The organism is Streptomyces pyxinae (assembly GCF_024756275.1).
GTDB classification, from domain to species: Bacteria; Actinomycetota; Actinomycetes; order Streptomycetales; family Streptomycetaceae; genus Streptomyces; species Streptomyces pyxinae.
This window is the reverse complement of the sequence record NZ_JANUGQ010000003.1, coordinates 110,185-125,187: the sequence shown is the minus strand read 5'-3', so window position 1 is coordinate 125,187 and position 15,003 is coordinate 110,185. Positions and strand designations below refer to the sequence as shown.

Sequence of the window (15,003 nt, the reverse complement as noted above, 5' to 3'; positions counted from 1 at the left end):
CAAGCGGAACGGGGGCGGCAGGCCGTCCCCTGCCTGCCGCCCCCACCATCGGGCGCCTCCGCTAAGAGCGCCCGAGTCTGGGTCACTCCCCCGGGTGGGAGAGCTCGATGTCGTGGCCGTCCGCGCCGTGGCCGGAGATCGTGAGCGCCCCGGCCACCGGCGGGTAGCCGGTCGCGATGACCGTGTAGTCGCCCGCGCTCAGGTCGGCGAAGCCGTACGCCCCGTCCTCACCGGTCGTCGCGGTGGCGACCACATTGCCCGCCGCGTCCACCAGGGTCACCCGGGCGTCCGGCAGCGGACGGCGGCCGGCTCCGGCGCGTACCGTGCCCTGGAGCCGGGCACCGGCCTGGAGCAGCGCCTCGATCCGGGTGACGCCCTGGCCGCCGATCTCCACCGGCAGGGCCAGCGGCCGGAAGCCGTCGGCGTTGACCGCGATGGTCACCGGACCCGGCACCAGCTCCGCGAAGGTGAAGGCGCCGTCCGCCTCCGACCGCCCGGCGGCCAGGACGTCGCCGCGTACATCGGTGACGATCACCATGGCGTCCGGGAGCGGAGCCCCGCCCTCGGCCGCCCGGACCACTCCGGCGAGTCCGCTGGTGCCGGAGAGCAGCATGTCGTAGCCGAGCGGCTCGGCGCCGACGACCACCGTGGACGCCTGCGGCTGGAAGCCGTCGGCCGAGGCGATCAGGACGTACGAGCCGGCGCCCGGGGCGTCCAGCGCGTACCCGCCGTCGGCCTGGGTGACCGCGCGGCCCAGCTGGCGCCCGGCCAGCGAGATCAGGGTGACGGCGGCACCGGGCATGGCCGTGCCCTCGGCGGTGCGTACGGTGCCGCTCACCGGCACGCCGTACCCGCCGACCGGCTGCCCGGTCTGCCCGTCCTGCTCACCCCGGGCACCCTGGCCGTTCTGGACGGTGACTTCCGATCCGACGGCGGGCTGCTCCACGGTCGACTCCAGGGCGGACTCGGCCGGCCCCGCGAAGCCCGCGGACCCGGCGGTGGCGCCGGCGGCCGGGGCACCGGCGGGGACCGGCTCCGGGGCGGCGGCGTGGCCCATGGTGCTCTTCAGGGCGACCTCCTTGATGAACAGGGTGACCAGGAAGGCGATCAGCGCGAACGGCGCCGCGTAGAGGAAGACGTCGGCCACACCGTGCCCGTACGCGCTCTCGACCACCGTGCGGATCGGGGCCGGCAGCTTGTCCAGGTCGGGGATGCCCCCGCCGCCGGTACCGCCGTGGCCCATGGCCGCGCCCTGCGGGCCGAGCTCCGCGAGCCCGTCCTTGACGTAGTGGGTGACCCGGTTGGCCATGACCGCGCCCAGCGCCGAGACGCCGACGGCACCGCCGAGGGACCGGAAGAAGGTCACCACCGAGGAGGTCGCGCCGAGGTCGGCGGGAGCCACCTGGTTCTGGGTGCAGAGGACCAGGTTCTGCATCATCATGCCGAGACCGAGGCCCATGATCGCCATGTAGATCGCGATGTGCCAGTACGCGGTGTCGTACCGCATGGTGCCCAGCAGCCCGAGGCCCGCGGTGACCAACACGCCACCACTGACCAGCCATGCCTTCCAGCGGCCGGTCTTGGTGATGATCTGGCCGCTGACGGTGGAGGAGATGAACAGACCACCGATCATCGGGATGGTCATCACACCGGACATCGTCGGGGACTTGTCCCGGGCCAGCTGGAAGTACTGGCTGAAGAAGACCGTGCCGGCGAACATCGCCACACCGACGAAGAGCGAGGCGACCGACGCCAGGGTGATCGTGCGGTTGCGGAACAGCCGCAGCGGAATGATCGGCTCGTCGGCCTTGGACTCGACCAGCAGGAAGACCGCGCCGAGCAGCAGCGAGCCGGCGACCATGACGTACGTCTGCCAGGACAGCCAGTCGTACTTGTCACCCGCGAAGGTGACCCAGATCAGCAGCAGCGAGACCGCGGCGGTGATGAAGAAGGCGCCGCCCCAGTCGACCTTGACCTCCCGCTTGACCACGGGCAGCTTCAGGGTCTTCTGGAGGACGATCAGCGCGATGACCGCGAACGGCACACCGACGTAGAAGCACCAGCGCCAGCCGAGCCAGTCGGTGTCGGTGATCACGCCGCCGAGCAGCGGACCGCCGACGGTGGCCACGGCGAAGGTGGCGCCCAGGTAGCCGCTGTACCGGCCGCGCTCGCGCGGCGAGATCATCGCGGCCATCACGATCTGCGCCAGGGCGGAGAGCCCGCCGACGCCGATGCCCTGGAAGACCCGGCAGGCGATCAGCATGCCGGCGTTCTGCGAGAGCCCGGCGACCACCGAGCCGAGGACATAGATGACCAGGGCTATCTGGACCAGCAGCTTCTTGGAGAAGAGGTCCGAGAGCTTGCCCCAGAGCGGCGTGGTCGCCGTCATCGCCAGCAGCGAGGCGGTGACGACCCAGGTGTACGCGCTCTGCCCGCCGCCCAGGTCGCTGATGATCTGCGGCAGGGCGTTGGAGACGATCGTCGAGGACAGAATGGCGACGAACATTCCGAGCAGCAGCCCGGAGAGCGCCTCCATGATCTGCCGGTGCGTCATCGGCGCGCCGTCGGAGGAGGAGTGCCCCCCATGCTTGGCGTGGCCGCCCCGCACACCGGCTGGTGTGGTCGTAGCCATGAACTTCCTTTACGTGTGCGTGTGCCTGTCGTGTACGTCGTGACCGGTCGGTGCCGGCCGGCGCCGGATGCCGGCGTACGGAATCCGCGCCGGCCGGAGACCGTCAATAAGCGGTCGTACGGGTGGCGTGGCTCCGGCAGTCCCCGAACGAGTCCCGGAGCCGGGCCAGCATGGCGTTGAGCTGCCCGACCTCGTCGTCGGACCAGTCGCTCAGGTGGTGGGCGACCAGGTCCGCCGAGCGCCGGCCCAGCTCGTCCAGCAGCTTCTTGCCCGAGGCGGTGAGCCGCAGGATCCGGGACCGCTTGTCACCCGGGTCCGGCTCCCGCTCGATCCAGCCGCGCTCCGCGACATGGGCCACATGCCGGCTGGTCACCGACATGTCGACGGCGAGCAGCTCGGCGAGGCGGCTCATCCGCATCTCGCCGTACCGGTCGAGGAAGGCCAGGACGGCGGCGGATCCGGCGGGACACTCGGCGGGCAGCATCCGGGCGAGACCGCGCTTCACAGCACCGATCGCGCTCAGTTGCCGCGCCAGTTCCTCGTACTGACTCCGTTCCGCCATGGCACCCCCAGCTTCTTGTTGCTTAGGGCAACCATAGAAGAGGTTGGTTGCCACAGGCAAACGAAAATGGACCAAGACGTACCAAGTCACGGCAAAGAATCGGTCAATGATCCGCAGCGACCCCGGTAGGGGCGGCCGCGGGTTGGGCGGTCCGCCCGGTTTCGCTAGGGTCCTGGCCCATGGCACACAACCCCCATGCTCCCCAGGGCCCCGAGGGCCACCACGACCCCGCCGGCAGCACGCAGATGTTCCGCGCCTTCGTCGACGAGGGCGCGCCACAGAGCCGCCGGCACACCCCGCCCCCGGCGGCCTCGTCGGGCCCCCGGGTCGGCGTGATCGCCGGGATCGTGGCGGCCGTGGTGATCGTCGCCGCGGTGGTGTGGCTGGCCGTCGGCTGATCTCCTCGCGCGCCCGCCTCACCGGGGCCCGCGCACCTGCGCGTATATAGGCGTACAAGAAGGAGCGGACACGAAGAGCGGCGGCACCCCGGGCCCGGACCCGTGGCGCCGCCGCTCTTTCCGTCGCGCGCACCGTGCGAGACGTACGCGTGGCTCAGCCGGGGGCCGGCCGATCTTCGGCCGGCCAGCGACCAGTCAGGCGGAGATCGGCCGGCCGGAGACCGGTCAGGCGAAGATCGGCCGGGCGGAGATCGGTCGGCCAGCGACCAGTCAGGTGGAGATCAACTGGCCGGAGATCGGCCGGAGATCAGTCGGAGATCAGGCCCTCGCGGAGCTGGGCCAGGGTGCGGGTGAGTAGCCGGGAGACATGCATCTGGGAGATGCCGACCTCCTCGCCGATCTGCGACTGCGTCATATTGGCGAAGAATCGCAGCATGATGATCTGCCGCTCCCTCGGCGGCAGCTTGGCCAGCAGCGGCTTCAGCGACTCCCGGTACTCGACGCCCTCCAGCGCCGCGTCCTCGTAGCCCAGCCGGTCCGCCAGCGAGCCCTCGCCGCCGTCGTCCTCGGGCGAGGGCGAGTCGAGCGAGGAGGCGGTGTACGCGTTCCCCACCGCGAGGCCGTCGACGACGTCCTCCTCCGACACCCCCAGAACGGCCGCGAGTTCGGCCACCGTCGGCGAGCGGTCGAGCTTCTGGGCCAGTTCGTCCCCCGCCTTGGTCAGCGCCAGCCGCAGCTCCTGGAGGCGGCGCGGCACCCGTACCGACCAGGAGGTGTCACGGAAGAAGCGCTTGATCTCCCCGACCACGGTCGGCATCGCGAACGTCGGGAACTCCACGCCCCGTTCGCAGTCGAACCGGTCGATCGCCTTGATCAGCCCGATGGTGCCCACCTGGACGATGTCCTCCATCGGCTCGTTCCGGGACCGGAAGCGGGCCGCCGCGTACCGCACCAGCGGCAGGTTCAGCTCGATGAGGGTGTCGCGTACATACGTCCGCTCCGGGGCGTCCTGGCCTACGCCCTGCGTGTCGAGGGCACGCAGCCGGAGGAACAGGGAACGGGAGAGCGTACGGGTGTCGATGGCCTCCGAGGTGCCGAGGAGCGCGGCGGGGGCCCCGCCCGGCCCGGCCGGTTCCGCGACCGGCCCCATGACCGGCCCCGCCACCGTCTGCGCGGACGCTTCTTCGGGCGTGAGCGTGAGCACCTTCGAGCTGCCCTGTTCTGCGGACATGCCACCCCCTTGAGGTCGCGGAACGGTCGCGAGGCCGCGACCATCGAAGGAACGCAGCCTCCACCTGAATACCGGCGGCGGGACTGCGGCAAACGCGGTTCCAGCAGAATGTCACATGTCGGCAACACGCTGTAGTGACTTGTCGACATGTGAGAGGGGGATCCGCGCCGAGAGGTGGGGGTATGTGGCTTTTGGCCGCCCGACCGAGGCCGGGCTAATTTACCCAATCAGGTTAGGCGTCGATTCTGTTTGCGGACCTGAGACGGGCGAAACTGCGGGCCAGCAGCCGGGAGACATGCATCTGGGAGACGCCCAGTTCCTGACTGATCTGAGACTGAGTCAAATTGTTGTAATACCTGAGCATCAGGATCCGCTGCTCCCGCTCGGGGAGCTGGACGAGCAGATGCCGGACGAGGTCGCGGTGCTCCACCCCGGCCAGGGCGGGGTCCTCGTAGCCGAGCCGGTCGAGCAGTCCGGGCAGTCCGTCGCCCTCCTGGGCCGCCTCCAGGGAGGTGGCGTGGTAGGACCGTCCCGCCTCGATGCAGGAGAGCACCTCGTCCTCGGAGATCTTCAGCCGCTCCGCGATCTCGGCCGTGGTCGGTGACCGGCCGTGTGCCGTGGTCAGGTCCTCGGTGGCGCCGTTGACCTGCACCCAGAGTTCGTGCAGCCGGCGCGGTACATGGACAGTCCGGACGTTGTCCCGGAAGTACCGCTTGATCTCGCCGACCACGGTCGGCATGGCGAAGGTCGGGAACTGGACGCCCCGGTCCGGGTCGAACCGGTCGATGGCGTTGATGAGCCCGATGGTGCCGACCTGGACCACGTCCTCCATGGGCTCGTTCCGGGACCGGAAGCGGGCCGCCGCGTACCGCACCAGGGGCAGATTGGCCTCGATGAGCGCCCCGCGCACCCGGTCGTGCTCGGCGGTGCCCGGCTCCAGCTGCTTCAGCTGGGCGAAGAGCACCTGGGTGAGCGCCCGGGTGTCGGCGGCGCGTCCCTGGCGCTGCTGGGCGCGGGTCTCCGGCTCGTTCTGGGGCGGCACCTGGTGAGGCGTCGTACTGGCCGGCACGGTCGATGCCACCCCTCTCCAATTAGGACAATTAGGGCTAATTAACCCGGCAAAAGCGGTCATAGCATCACAAGACATGTCCAGCCTGTGCAAGCACCGGCCGCCACCGTGTTGGCGGTCGACGGCATGAAAAGGCCTCCGTGCCACGGGTGGTACGGAGGCCGGGGGCCGGAGGAAGGCCGGAGGGTGGGGCGGCGGACCGGCGCCGGGGGGCTCGGACGAGTCAGAACTCGTAGTCCGCGATCACCCAGGTGGCGAACTCCCGCCACTGCCCGGCGGCGGCCTGGTGGGCCGGGTGCTCGATGTAGCGGCGCAGGGCGTCCCGGTCCGCGACGGCCGAGTTGATGGCGAAGTCGTACGCGATGGGCCGGTCGGTGATGTTCCAGGCGCACTCCCAGAACGTCAGCTCCGGGACGAGGCCGCCGAGCTCCTCGAACGCCTTGGCGCCGGCGACGACCCGGGGCTCGTCGCGCGTCACGCCCTCGTTGAGCTTGAACAGGACCAGATGGCGGATCACTCGGACTCCCTGAGGGTGGCAAGCCGGCCCGGGCGCGGGCTAGTTGATGATCGCGGTCATGAAGTCGCCGACGCCCTGCGCGGCGCTGGAAATGCCCTCGAACCCTACCTGCACCAGATCGGCGGCCCGTTCGGGGGAGGTGATGATCGTGTACAGCACGAAGACGACAAGGACATAGAGCGAGATCTTCTTCGCCTGCACCATCTGCCCTGCTCCCCCTGTGATCCCCTGGGCGGTCGGGTGAGTCTAACCGAGCTTCCGAGGGCCGTCCCGGGTGCGAGACAAACGCTCGAAGGGGCGGCCCCGTACGGGACCGCCCCTTCGTGAAGAGCGGTAGCGGAGGGATTTGAACCCTCGGTGACTTGCGCCACACTCGCTTTCGAGGCGAGCTCCTTCGGCCGCTCGGACACGCTACCGAGAGAGAGCTTAGACCAAAGATGCCGCTTCGGAGAAATCCGCCGTGGAGCGCGGTGGCGTGGGGCGGGGCGGGTCAGAGGGAGCGGAAGAAGTCGGTCAGCAGCCCGGAGCAGGCGTCCGCCAGCACCCCGTGCACCACCTCGGGGCGGTGGTTCAGCCGCCGGTCCCTTACCAGGTCCCAGAGCGAACCCACCGCGCCCGCCTTCTCGTCCAGCGCCCCGAACACCAGCCGGCCCACCCGGGCCTGAACGAGCGCGCCCGCGCACATCACACAGGGTTCCAGGGTGACGACGAGGGTGCAGTCGGCCAGCCGCCACTCACCGAGCCGCCCGGCCGCCCGGCGCAGCGCCAGCACCTCGGCGTGCGCCGTCGGATCGCCGGTGGTCTCGCGCTCGTTGTGACCGGCGGCCAGCACCGGTGCCTCCGGCCCGCCGGGGGCGAGCACGACCGCGCCGACCGGCACCTCGCCGGCCCGCGCCGCCCGCGCCGCCTCCGCCAGGGCGAGACGCATGGGCGCCCGCCACGGGTCGCGTACGGGATCGGCGGGAGGGGACGCGGAGGGGCCCGGCACCGAGGAGGGCGACGGGGGCGAGGAGGATGACGAGGACGAGAAGGACGACGCGGACGACAAGGACGAGGAGGAGGACGGGGACGACGGGGACGGGGACCCGGACGGCGGAGGAGTCGCGGGGGACGGCGGGGCCGGCGAGGACAGGGGGTCGTGCACTAGCGGACGGTCTCCAGTACCTCCGCGGCGCCGAGCGCGTCCGCGATCTCCGCCAGCGCGTCCGGGCCGAGCGCCAGCAGTCCCTTCTCGGACAGGCCGAGGTCGGCCAGGAGCAGCCGGTCCCCGACCGGTGCGGCGGGTACGGCGTCGGCGGCCGGCGGGGGCGTCTCCTCCTCCTCCTCCTCGTCGTCCAGCGGCTCCCCGTCCTCGGTGCCGTCCAGGTCCAGCGCGTCCAGGTCGGTGCCGTCGTCGTCCCGGTCGTCGCCCAGCAGTTCCTTGGTGAGGATCTCCCCGTACGAGGAGCGCGCGGCGGCGGCCCCGTCCGACACATAGATGCGCGGGTCGTCCTCGCCCTCCACCCGGACGATGCCGAACCACGCGTCCTCCTGCTCGATGTAGACGACGACCGTGTCGTCGTCCACCGAGGCTTCCCGTGCCAGATCGGTCAGATCCGACAGGGTCTCCACATCGTCGAGCTCTGTGTCGCTCGCTTCCCACCCGTCTTCGGTGCGCGCGAGCAGTGCGGCGAAGTACACCTGACTCTCCCACTGATCAGAGGTGTGACGATCGGGCGGAACGCTCCTGCTGTGCCCCGCCCAACCGGAATCGTGGCAGATACGGACCCCTCAGGAGAGGCGTTCCGCTCTTGCGTCGTGCACCAGTCTGAGTCCCCGACCCCGTCGCTGTCACCGCCCGCCCCGCCTCGCGCGTCGCCGTGGAGCGGCCCGGCGACCGTGCGCCGGGGCGGGGCGGGACCCGGCGGTCGGCGTCCGGCGGCCCCGGGAGGCGGTCCGGCCGCGGGGCGTCGCCGGAAGTACGGGGGTGCCGGTACGACCGGAGTGACGACCGGAGTGACGACCGGCGTGACGACCGCTGTGTCCGGCGTGTCCGGCGTGTCCCTGGCCGGTGGCGCGCGCCGTGTGACTCAGGGTGACGATCATCACCAGCGGAAGGTACGCATCCGCATCTGCTGGCGCATTCTGACCGCCCGGGCGCGGCGCGGCTGCACCCGGTCGCGCAGGGCCTTCGCCTCGTTCAGCTCGCGAAGGAACTGGGCCCGGCGCCGCCTGCGCTCCGCGTCGCTCTCGGCCTCGCCCCCGTCGGCCGCCCCCCGGCCGGGGCGCGGGCTCGCCGGGTCCTCCGGGCTCTCCCGCACCGGCTTCGGCCGCTCCGGCTCCGGCATCGTGACATCACCCCCAGGCTGGGTCCGTCCTTCTCAGCTTCCCTCCCCGGCGTGGGTGCATGCCAGTGCGGGCTACTGTGGAGGGCATGCGGATCCACGTCGTCGACCACCCGCTGGTGGCGCACAAACTCACCACGCTGCGCGACAAGCGCACCGACTCCCCTACCTTCCGGCGGCTCGCCGACGAGCTGGTCACCCTGCTCGCCTATGAGGCGACCCGGGACGTGCGCACCGAGCAGGTCGACATCGAGACCCCGGTCACCGGGACCACCGGGGTGAAGCTGTCCTCCCCGAAGCCGCTGGTCGTGCCCATCCTCCGGGCCGGTCTCGGCATGCTCGACGGCATGGTGCGGCTGCTGCCGACCGCCGAGGTCGGCTTCCTCGGCATGATCCGCAACGAGGAGACCCTGGAGGCGTCCACCTACGCGACCCGGATGCCGGAGGACCTCTCCGGGCGTCAGGTGTATGTGCTGGACCCGATGCTGGCCACCGGTGGCACGCTGGTCGCGGCGATCCAGGAGCTGATCAAGCGGGGGGCGGACGACGTCACCGCCGTGGTGCTGCTGGCCGCGCCGGAGGGCGTCGCGGTGATGGAGCGTGAACTCGCCGGTACGCCGGTGACGGTGGTCACCGCCTCGGTGGACGAGCGGCTCAACGAGCACGGCTACATCGTGCCGGGGCTCGGCGACGCGGGCGACCGGATGTACGGCACGGCCGAGTAACCCGACACCGTCGATGAGGCCGGCACGTCGAGTGAGCCGGCATCGTCGAGTGAGCCGGTACGAGCGGCCGGCCGGTCGGCCGGCCGAAGCCGTCGGGCGACCCGGCGGCCGGGCCCGTCGTGTGTACGTACGGAAGAGGGTACGTACGGAAGAGGATACGTACGGAAGACCGGCCCGGTGGCCGTACGGGCGAGCGGCCGGACAGCCCGGTGGCGGTTCCGGCCGGAGCGGTGCGGGCCTCAGCAGCCGGACGGCTCGGGCAGGGGCTTCGGCCGGGTCAGGGCGGTGAGGGCGACGGTGGCGTCCTTCGGGGGCGTCAGCGCCTGGAACGCCGTACCGATGACCAGGTCCACATCGGCGGTCGGCCGGGTGTCCGTCCTGGTGAGGGCGCCCTTCAGCTGGGTGCCGAGCACCGGGAAGGCGCCCTGCACGGCCTCGGTGCCGCCGAGCAGCAGTCCGGTGCCGGGCACCTTCTTGTCGAGGGCGACGGGCGCGTTGCCGACCTTGCCGATGGCGAAGCCGCGCTTCTTCAGCTCGTCGGCGGTCGCCTTGGCGAGCCCGGCGCGCGGGGTGGCGTTGTAGACATTGACGGTGATCTGCCCCGGGGGCGGCAGCGCGACCGCCGGCCGCACGGGGGCTGCGGGCTTCTTCGGCTCGCAGGCGGCGGGCGCGGCGGCCCGGACGGTACGGGAGCCGTCCCCGGCGAAGAGATCGACGAGCTGCACGGTTCCCCAGCCGCCCAGGCCCAGGACGAGCACCGCGGCGAGGGCCGCGAGCAGCAGCCGGCGGCGGCGCGGCGGGCGGCGCATCCGGGGGTAGACCGTCCCCGTGACGCGGTACTTCCTGCCCATGCCGGGGGGAGTGAGCATGCTCATGAGCGCAGCGTAATGCGCCCCGCCGACCGTGCCTACTAAACGATCAATACGAGTGAGCCGGTCGGGTAGGCAAAGGACCCGTAAGGCTCAGCGACGGCCCTTTCGGGGTGCGGGGCACGCCGGGCCGTGCGGTGCGGCCGACCGGGGCGGCCGGTGCCCGGCGGCGGACCGGACGGCCGCGGGGCTGGGCCGGATCGGAGCCGGGGCGGCCAGGGGGCCCGGCGGCGGGCCGCCGGGTCAGTCGAGCTCCAGCACCCGGGCGTGGAGCACCTGGCGCTGCTGGAGGGCCGCGCGGACGGCGCGGTGCAGACCGTCCTCCAGATAGAGATCGCCCTGCCACTTCACGACGTGCGCGAAGAGGTCACCGTAGAAGGTGGAGTCCTCGGCCAGCAGCGTCTCCAGGTCCAGCTGGCCCTTGGTGGTCACGAGCTGATCGAGACGGACCGGGCGCGGCGCCACGTCCGCCCACTGGCGGGTGCTTTCCCGGCCGTGGTCGGGATACGGCCGTCCGTTACCGATGCGCTTGAAGATCACACGGAAAGCCTACCGGGCCCGTACCGCCCGGCGCAGCCACGCGGAGCCGGTGCGGTGTCGCCCCGCAGCGAACACCGGCACCGCAAAACGCGGAAACCCCGGCAAGCGGGGCGCGGCGGGGCGCCCGCGCGGACGGGTTTCCCCCGGGGTTCCGCGCGGGCCCCCCGCCGTTACCGCCACCGTCGCCCCGTCGCCACCCTCCTGTCGCCACCGCCCCGTCGTCACCGCCCCGTCGTCACCGTCCGGCCGCCGCCGTCACCGGGCGCCGGTCCGGGTGGCCCGGACCGGCCGGGCGGTCCGGGCGGGCTCAGTGGACCGGACGAGCCGGGCGGGCTCAGTGGGCCGGGCGGACCCGCCGGGTCACTCGGTCACCTCGTGGCCGTGGTCGTCGTGCAGCCCGCCGCCGCTGCCCGCGTCGCCCTCGGTCGGCACGGAGACCACCGGCTTGCGCAGCGAGCTCAGATCATGGGCGTAGGTGCCCACCGCGTTGGCGATGACGTCGATGTTGATGTCGAACGCCGTCATGTCGATGTTCTTCAGGTCGTCGCACTTGGCGTGGTAGCACGCGTCGTACGCCGCTCCCGCGGTGCCGCCGAACTTCTCCGCCTGGCGCGCCGTCTTGAGCCCCTCGGCGCCGGTGAAGGTGCCGCCCGAGGCGATGCCGACCTCGATGAACGGGCCGTAGTCCGAGCGTCCGGTGAAGTCGGTGCCCTCGTGCGGCCGGCCCTGCTTGTCGAGGAACTCGTTGATGTCCCGCTCCAGCTGGGCCGAGCCCGCCGGGCCGGGGCCCTCGCCGACGTTGTCCGAGTTGTCGCCGTCGTAGACGAACAGGCCGTAGTTGGGCGAGGCGATCATGTCGAAGTTCAGATAGAGCTTGACCTCCTTGCGGTCGAGGTCGCTCATCTTCGACACATAGTGCTCGGAACCGAGCAGGCCGTTCTCCTCGGCCGACCACCAGGCGAACCGCACCTTGTTGGCGGGCTGCTTCTCCCGCTTGGCCAGCTTGAGGGCGACGTCCAGCAGTCCGGCCGAGCCGGAGCCGTTGTCGTTGATGCCGGGACCGGCCGTCACCGAGTCCAGGTGGGCGCCGAGCATCACGGTGTTGGCGGCGTTGCCGCGCTTGGTCTCCGCGATGACGTTGTTGGTGGAGCGGGTCTGCTGGAGCTGGCGGATCTCGAACGAGACCTCCACCGGACCCTTGGCGGCGTCGGCGGCGAGCGCCTCGCCGTCGGCCTGCGAGACCCCGCCGACCGGGATCTTGCCGGCGGCCGCGTCCCCGAGGGTCCCGGAGAGGGCGCCGGTGGTGTTGTTGTAGATGATGGCGCCGATCGCGCCGGCGGCCGCCGCCTGGGCCTGCTTGTCCGCGAAGGTGCAGCCGCCGCGCTTGATGAGCGCGATCTTGCCGGTGAAGGTGCCGGTGGCGTAGTCGGTGGGCTCACAGCCCGGGGTGGTGTCCTCGGCCGGTGCCGGGACGGCGGCCAGCGCGGCCTTCACCCCGCCGACCGGGGTCGACCTGGTGTACGTCATCGCGGAGATGGTCACCTCGCGCGGCGCGGGCGAGAGCACCGAGAGCTTCTGGGCCTGGGTCTCGGTGTACTGGAAGTCGAACTTCTGGTACTCGACCTGGTAACCGGCCTTCTGGAGCTGCTGGTAGACATAGGCCGCCGAGGCGTCGTGGCCGAGGGTGCCGGCCGCGCGGTTGCCGCCGGCCGAGTCGGCTATCTGCTGGAACTTCTTCAGGTGCTGGTACGCGTCCTTGGCGGAGGCGTCCCTGACGAGTTCCCTGGAGAGCCTGGCGGCGTCCCGGGCGGCCGCGGAGCCCGGGGCGTTCCGGTCGGCCGAGGCGGGGGAGGCGGACGCCAGCAGGAGCGGGGTCGCGAGCGCGGCGGCGGCCAGGGCGGCCGCGGCTCTGCGAGAGGGTGCGTACACAGGGGTCCTTCCCGGAGCGAACGAGGTTGAGGGGAAGCTAGCGATCTCCCCGGAGTCTGGGAACAGATGTGTCCCAACTCAAGGGATTTCCCGTACGGATGGCCGGGAGCGGCCGGAACGGGGTCAGCCGGACGACGGAGTGTCCACGGAGCCGCCGCCCCCGGCCTCCTTCGCGGTCTCCGCCGCCGTCCTCGCCGTCGTCTTCGCGGTCGTTGCCGTCTTCGCCGTCCCGGCGGGTTTTGTGGTCTTCACCGGCTTCGCCGCCTTCGCCGCGCGCTTGGCCTCCTGCTTGTGCGCCCGGACCCGGGCGAGCGTCTCCGGCCCCGTGATGTCCGCCGCCGAGCGGTACGCGCCCTCCTCGCCGTACCCGCCCGCCGCCTCCCGCCAGCCGGGCGGCCGGACGCCGTACCGCTTGCCCAGCAGGGCGAGGAAGATCTGCGCCTTCTGTCTGCCGTACCCGGGCAGCGCGAGGAGCCGGCCGAGCAGCTCGGCGCCGGTGGCCGCGTCCGCCCAGACGGCGCTCGCGTCCCCGCCGTACTCGTCCACCAGGTACTGGCAGAGCTGCTGCACCCGCTTGGCCATGGAGCCGGGGTAGCGGTGCACGGCGGGCTTGGCCGACAGCAGGGCCGCGAACGCCTCGGGGTCGTACGCCGCGATGGCGTGCGCGTCCAGATCGTCGGCGTCCATCCGCCGGGCGATGGTGTACGGCCCCGAGAACGCCCACTCCATGGGCACCTGCTGGTCCAGCAGCATGCCGACGAGGGCGGCGAGCGGACTGCGGCCGAGCAGTTCGTCGGCCTCGGGCTGCTGGGCGATCCGGATCGTGGGGCTCATGGTTCCGATGGTGGCGCCCCGGCAGGACCGGCGCACGGCGGACGGACCCTCCCGGGCGGCGCCCGTACGGACCCGCCGGGCACCCGGCCGGCCCCGGCGGCTCAGGTCCCGGGGGCGCGGCGCCGGAGCGGGGGGCCGCCCGCCGGAGGTCCGCCCGCCGGGGTGCTGCGGCCGACCACCGCCCCGGCCCGGTCGACGCAGACCACGTCCACCGCCACCGGCGCCCCGCGCAGCACCTCCAGCGCCTGGTCCCGGGCGGCCACCGCCACCAGATCGCCGAGCGGCACGCCCGCCGCCGCGCAGAGCTGGAGCGCGGCCAGCCCGGTGTTGGCCTCCGCCACTTGGCCGGCCAGCTCCTCCCCGGCGCCGCCGGTACGGGCCAGCTCCGCCAGGAAGCCCTTGTCCACCTGGGAGCGCGCCGAGTGCAGGTCCAGATGGCCCGCCGCCAGCTTGGAGAGCTTGGCGAAGCCGCCGCAGACGGTGAGCCGCTCCACCGGGTGGCGCCGTACGTACTTGAGCACCGCACCGGCGAAGTCGCCCATGTCGAGCAGGGCGTCCTCGGGGAGCCCGTACAGCTCCGCCACGGTCCGCTCGGAGGTGGAGCCGGTGCAGCCGGCGACATGGGTGCGCCCGGCCGCCCGGGCCACGTCCACGCCCCGGCGGATGGAGTCGATCCAGGCGGAGCAGGAGTAGGGGACCACGATCCCGGTGGTGCCGAGGACCGAGAGCCCGCCCAGGATGCCGAGCCGGGGGTTCCACGTGGAACGGGCGATCTCCTCGCCGTGGTCGATGGAGACGGTGATCTCCACGTCGCCGCGCCCGCCGTGCCGGGCCGCCGCCTCCGCCACCTGGTCGGTCATCATCCGGCGCGGCACCGGGTTGATCGCGGGCTCGCCCACCTCCAGCGGCAGCCCCGGCCGGGTGACCGTGCCGACGCCGGGACCGGCCCGGAAGACCACGCCCGAGCCGGGCGGGAGGAGCCGTACCGTGGCCCGGACCAGCGCCCCGTGGGTGACATCCGGATCGTCCCCGGCGTCCTTCACCACCCCGGCCGTCGCCCGGCCCGCCGCCAGTTCCTCGACGGCCAGCGCGAAGGCCGGGGTCTGGCCCTTGGGCAGAGTGATGGTCACCGGGTCCGGGAAGTCGCCGGTGAGCAGCGCGGTGTACGCGGCGGTGGCCGCCGCCGTGGCGCAGGCACCGGTCGTCCAGCCGGGCCGGAGACCGGTGTGCTTGAGTTGGGCGCCGCGCCCGCCGGCCGGACCGGCCGCCCCCGTGGCGCCGCCCGGTGCGGTCGGTGCGGTCGGGGTGGCCGGGTTGCCCGGCGTACCGGACCCGGCCGGCGTGGCTGACTCACTGGACTTCATGGACGGCTT

At 72.3% G+C, this 15,003-nt stretch carries 16 protein-coding genes and 1 tRNA gene; 2 read left to right on the top strand and 15 right to left on the bottom strand.

The annotated features are described in order from the left end of the window. Positions 1–82 precede the first annotated feature (82 nt). Positions 83–2,554: an MFS transporter gene (locus NX801_RS05420; RefSeq protein WP_487403416.1), complete on the bottom strand. Its 2,472-nt coding sequence runs from the start codon at positions 2,552–2,554 to the stop codon at positions 83–85. Positions 2,555–2,735: 181 nt separating this feature from the next. After that, positions 2,736–3,194, bottom strand: a complete 459-nt coding sequence (locus NX801_RS05415) for a MarR family winged helix-turn-helix transcriptional regulator (RefSeq protein WP_258785823.1) — start codon at positions 3,192–3,194, stop codon at positions 2,736–2,738. A gap of 179 nt (positions 3,195–3,373) precedes the next feature. Between NX801_RS05415 and NX801_RS05410 the strand changes: the two genes are divergently transcribed. Then, entirely contained in the window at positions 3,374–3,592 is a 219-nt protein-coding gene (locus NX801_RS05410) for a hypothetical protein (protein WP_258785821.1), read from the top strand. A 307-nt stretch (positions 3,593–3,899) separates the two neighbouring features. Here NX801_RS05410 and NX801_RS05405 read toward each other — a convergent pair whose 3' ends face one another. From NX801_RS05405 to NX801_RS05370, 8 genes are all read right to left on the bottom strand, one after another. Further along, positions 3,900–4,823, bottom strand: a complete 924-nt coding sequence (locus NX801_RS05405; RefSeq protein WP_258785820.1) for an RNA polymerase sigma factor SigF — start codon at positions 4,821–4,823, stop codon at positions 3,900–3,902. A 232-nt stretch (positions 4,824–5,055) separates the two neighbouring features. Next, the gene (locus NX801_RS05400; protein ID WP_258786105.1) at positions 5,056–5,865 is read right to left on the bottom strand and encodes an RNA polymerase sigma factor SigF; all 810 of its coding nucleotides are present in this window, start codon (positions 5,863–5,865) and stop codon (positions 5,056–5,058) included. A gap of 250 nt (positions 5,866–6,115) precedes the next feature. Then, a complete protein-coding gene (locus NX801_RS05395) occupies positions 6,116–6,409 on the bottom strand; it encodes a Dabb family protein (protein WP_258785819.1) in 294 nt (97 codons plus the stop codon). Positions 6,410–6,448: 39 nt separating this feature from the next. Next, on the bottom strand, positions 6,449–6,613 hold the full coding sequence (locus tag NX801_RS05390) for a hypothetical protein (protein WP_258785818.1): 165 nt from the start codon (positions 6,611–6,613) through the stop codon (positions 6,449–6,451). 127 nt (positions 6,614–6,740) lie between these two features. Beyond that, a tRNA-Ser gene (locus NX801_RS05385) sits at positions 6,741–6,825 on the bottom strand. A 74-nt stretch (positions 6,826–6,899) separates the two neighbouring features. Next, positions 6,900–7,337, bottom strand: coding sequence for a tRNA adenosine(34) deaminase TadA (gene tadA / locus NX801_RS05380; protein WP_258785816.1), 438 nt, complete (start codon positions 7,335–7,337; stop codon positions 6,900–6,902). Positions 7,338–7,552: 215 nt separating this feature from the next. Then, on the bottom strand, positions 7,553–8,089 hold the full coding sequence (locus NX801_RS05375; RefSeq protein ID WP_258785815.1) for a tRNA adenosine deaminase-associated protein: 537 nt from the start codon (positions 8,087–8,089) through the stop codon (positions 7,553–7,555). A 404-nt stretch (positions 8,090–8,493) separates the two neighbouring features. Beyond that, on the bottom strand, positions 8,494–8,736 hold the full coding sequence (locus NX801_RS05370) for a hypothetical protein (protein ID WP_258785812.1): 243 nt from the start codon (positions 8,734–8,736) through the stop codon (positions 8,494–8,496). Between the two features lie 86 nt (positions 8,737–8,822). On the opposite strand from NX801_RS05370, the gene upp reads away from it, so the two are divergent. Continuing rightward, positions 8,823–9,458, top strand: coding sequence for a uracil phosphoribosyltransferase (gene upp / locus NX801_RS05365; protein ID WP_258785809.1), 636 nt, complete (start codon positions 8,823–8,825; stop codon positions 9,456–9,458). 239 nt (positions 9,459–9,697) lie between these two features. Here the strand turns inward: upp and NX801_RS05360 are convergent, their stop codons facing one another. The 5 genes from NX801_RS05360 to NX801_RS05340 form a co-directional block, all read right to left on the bottom strand. After that, positions 9,698–10,333, bottom strand: coding sequence for a LytR C-terminal domain-containing protein (locus tag NX801_RS05360; protein WP_258785807.1), 636 nt, complete (start codon positions 10,331–10,333; stop codon positions 9,698–9,700). Positions 10,334–10,570: 237 nt separating this feature from the next. Further along, positions 10,571–10,867, bottom strand: a complete 297-nt coding sequence (locus NX801_RS05355; protein ID WP_003999914.1) for a type II toxin-antitoxin system VapB family antitoxin — start codon at positions 10,865–10,867, stop codon at positions 10,571–10,573. A 360-nt stretch (positions 10,868–11,227) separates the two neighbouring features. Continuing rightward, a complete protein-coding gene (locus NX801_RS05350) occupies positions 11,228–12,796 on the bottom strand; it encodes a M28 family metallopeptidase (protein ID WP_258785806.1) in 1,569 nt (522 codons plus the stop codon). 123 nt (positions 12,797–12,919) lie between these two features. Beyond that, entirely contained in the window at positions 12,920–13,630 is a 711-nt protein-coding gene (locus NX801_RS05345; RefSeq protein WP_258785804.1) for an HhH-GPD-type base excision DNA repair protein, read from the bottom strand. 101 nt (positions 13,631–13,731) lie between these two features. Next, positions 13,732–14,994, bottom strand: coding sequence for a cobalt-precorrin-5B (C(1))-methyltransferase (locus tag NX801_RS05340; RefSeq protein ID WP_258785803.1), 1,263 nt, complete (start codon positions 14,992–14,994; stop codon positions 13,732–13,734). Positions 14,995–15,003 lie beyond the last annotated feature (9 nt).

What these genes read in the sequence shown, in the direction of transcription:
- NX801_RS05420 (WP_487403416.1), bottom strand. Translation starts at nt 2,554, where the DNA reads ATGACGCACCGGCAGATCATGGAGGCGCTCTCCGGGCTGCTGCTCGGA.
- NX801_RS05415 (WP_258785823.1), bottom strand. Translation starts at nt 3,194, where the DNA reads ATGGCGGAACGGAGTCAGTACGAGGAACTGGCGCGGCAACTGAGCGCG.
- NX801_RS05410 (WP_258785821.1), top strand. Translation starts at nt 3,374, where the DNA reads ATGGCACACAACCCCCATGCTCCCCAGGGCCCCGAGGGCCACCACGAC.
- NX801_RS05405 (WP_258785820.1), bottom strand. Translation starts at nt 4,823, where the DNA reads ATGTCCGCAGAACAGGGCAGCTCGAAGGTGCTCACGCTCACGCCCGAA.
- NX801_RS05390 (WP_258785818.1), bottom strand. Translation starts at nt 6,613, where the DNA reads ATGGTGCAGGCGAAGAAGATCTCGCTCTATGTCCTTGTCGTCTTCGTG.
- tadA (WP_258785816.1), bottom strand. Translation starts at nt 7,337, where the DNA reads ATGCGTCTCGCCCTGGCGGAGGCGGCGCGGGCGGCGCGGGCCGGCGAG.
- NX801_RS05370 (WP_258785812.1), bottom strand. Translation starts at nt 8,736, where the DNA reads ATGCCGGAGCCGGAGCGGCCGAAGCCGGTGCGGGAGAGCCCGGAGGAC.
- upp (WP_258785809.1), top strand. Translation starts at nt 8,823, where the DNA reads ATGCGGATCCACGTCGTCGACCACCCGCTGGTGGCGCACAAACTCACC.
- NX801_RS05360 (WP_258785807.1), bottom strand. Translation starts at nt 10,333, where the DNA reads ATGAGCATGCTCACTCCCCCCGGCATGGGCAGGAAGTACCGCGTCACG.
- NX801_RS05345 (WP_258785804.1), bottom strand. Translation starts at nt 13,630, where the DNA reads ATGAGCCCCACGATCCGGATCGCCCAGCAGCCCGAGGCCGACGAACTG.
- NX801_RS05340 (WP_258785803.1), bottom strand. Translation starts at nt 14,994, where the DNA reads ATGAAGTCCAGTGAGTCAGCCACGCCGGCCGGGTCCGGTACGCCGGGC.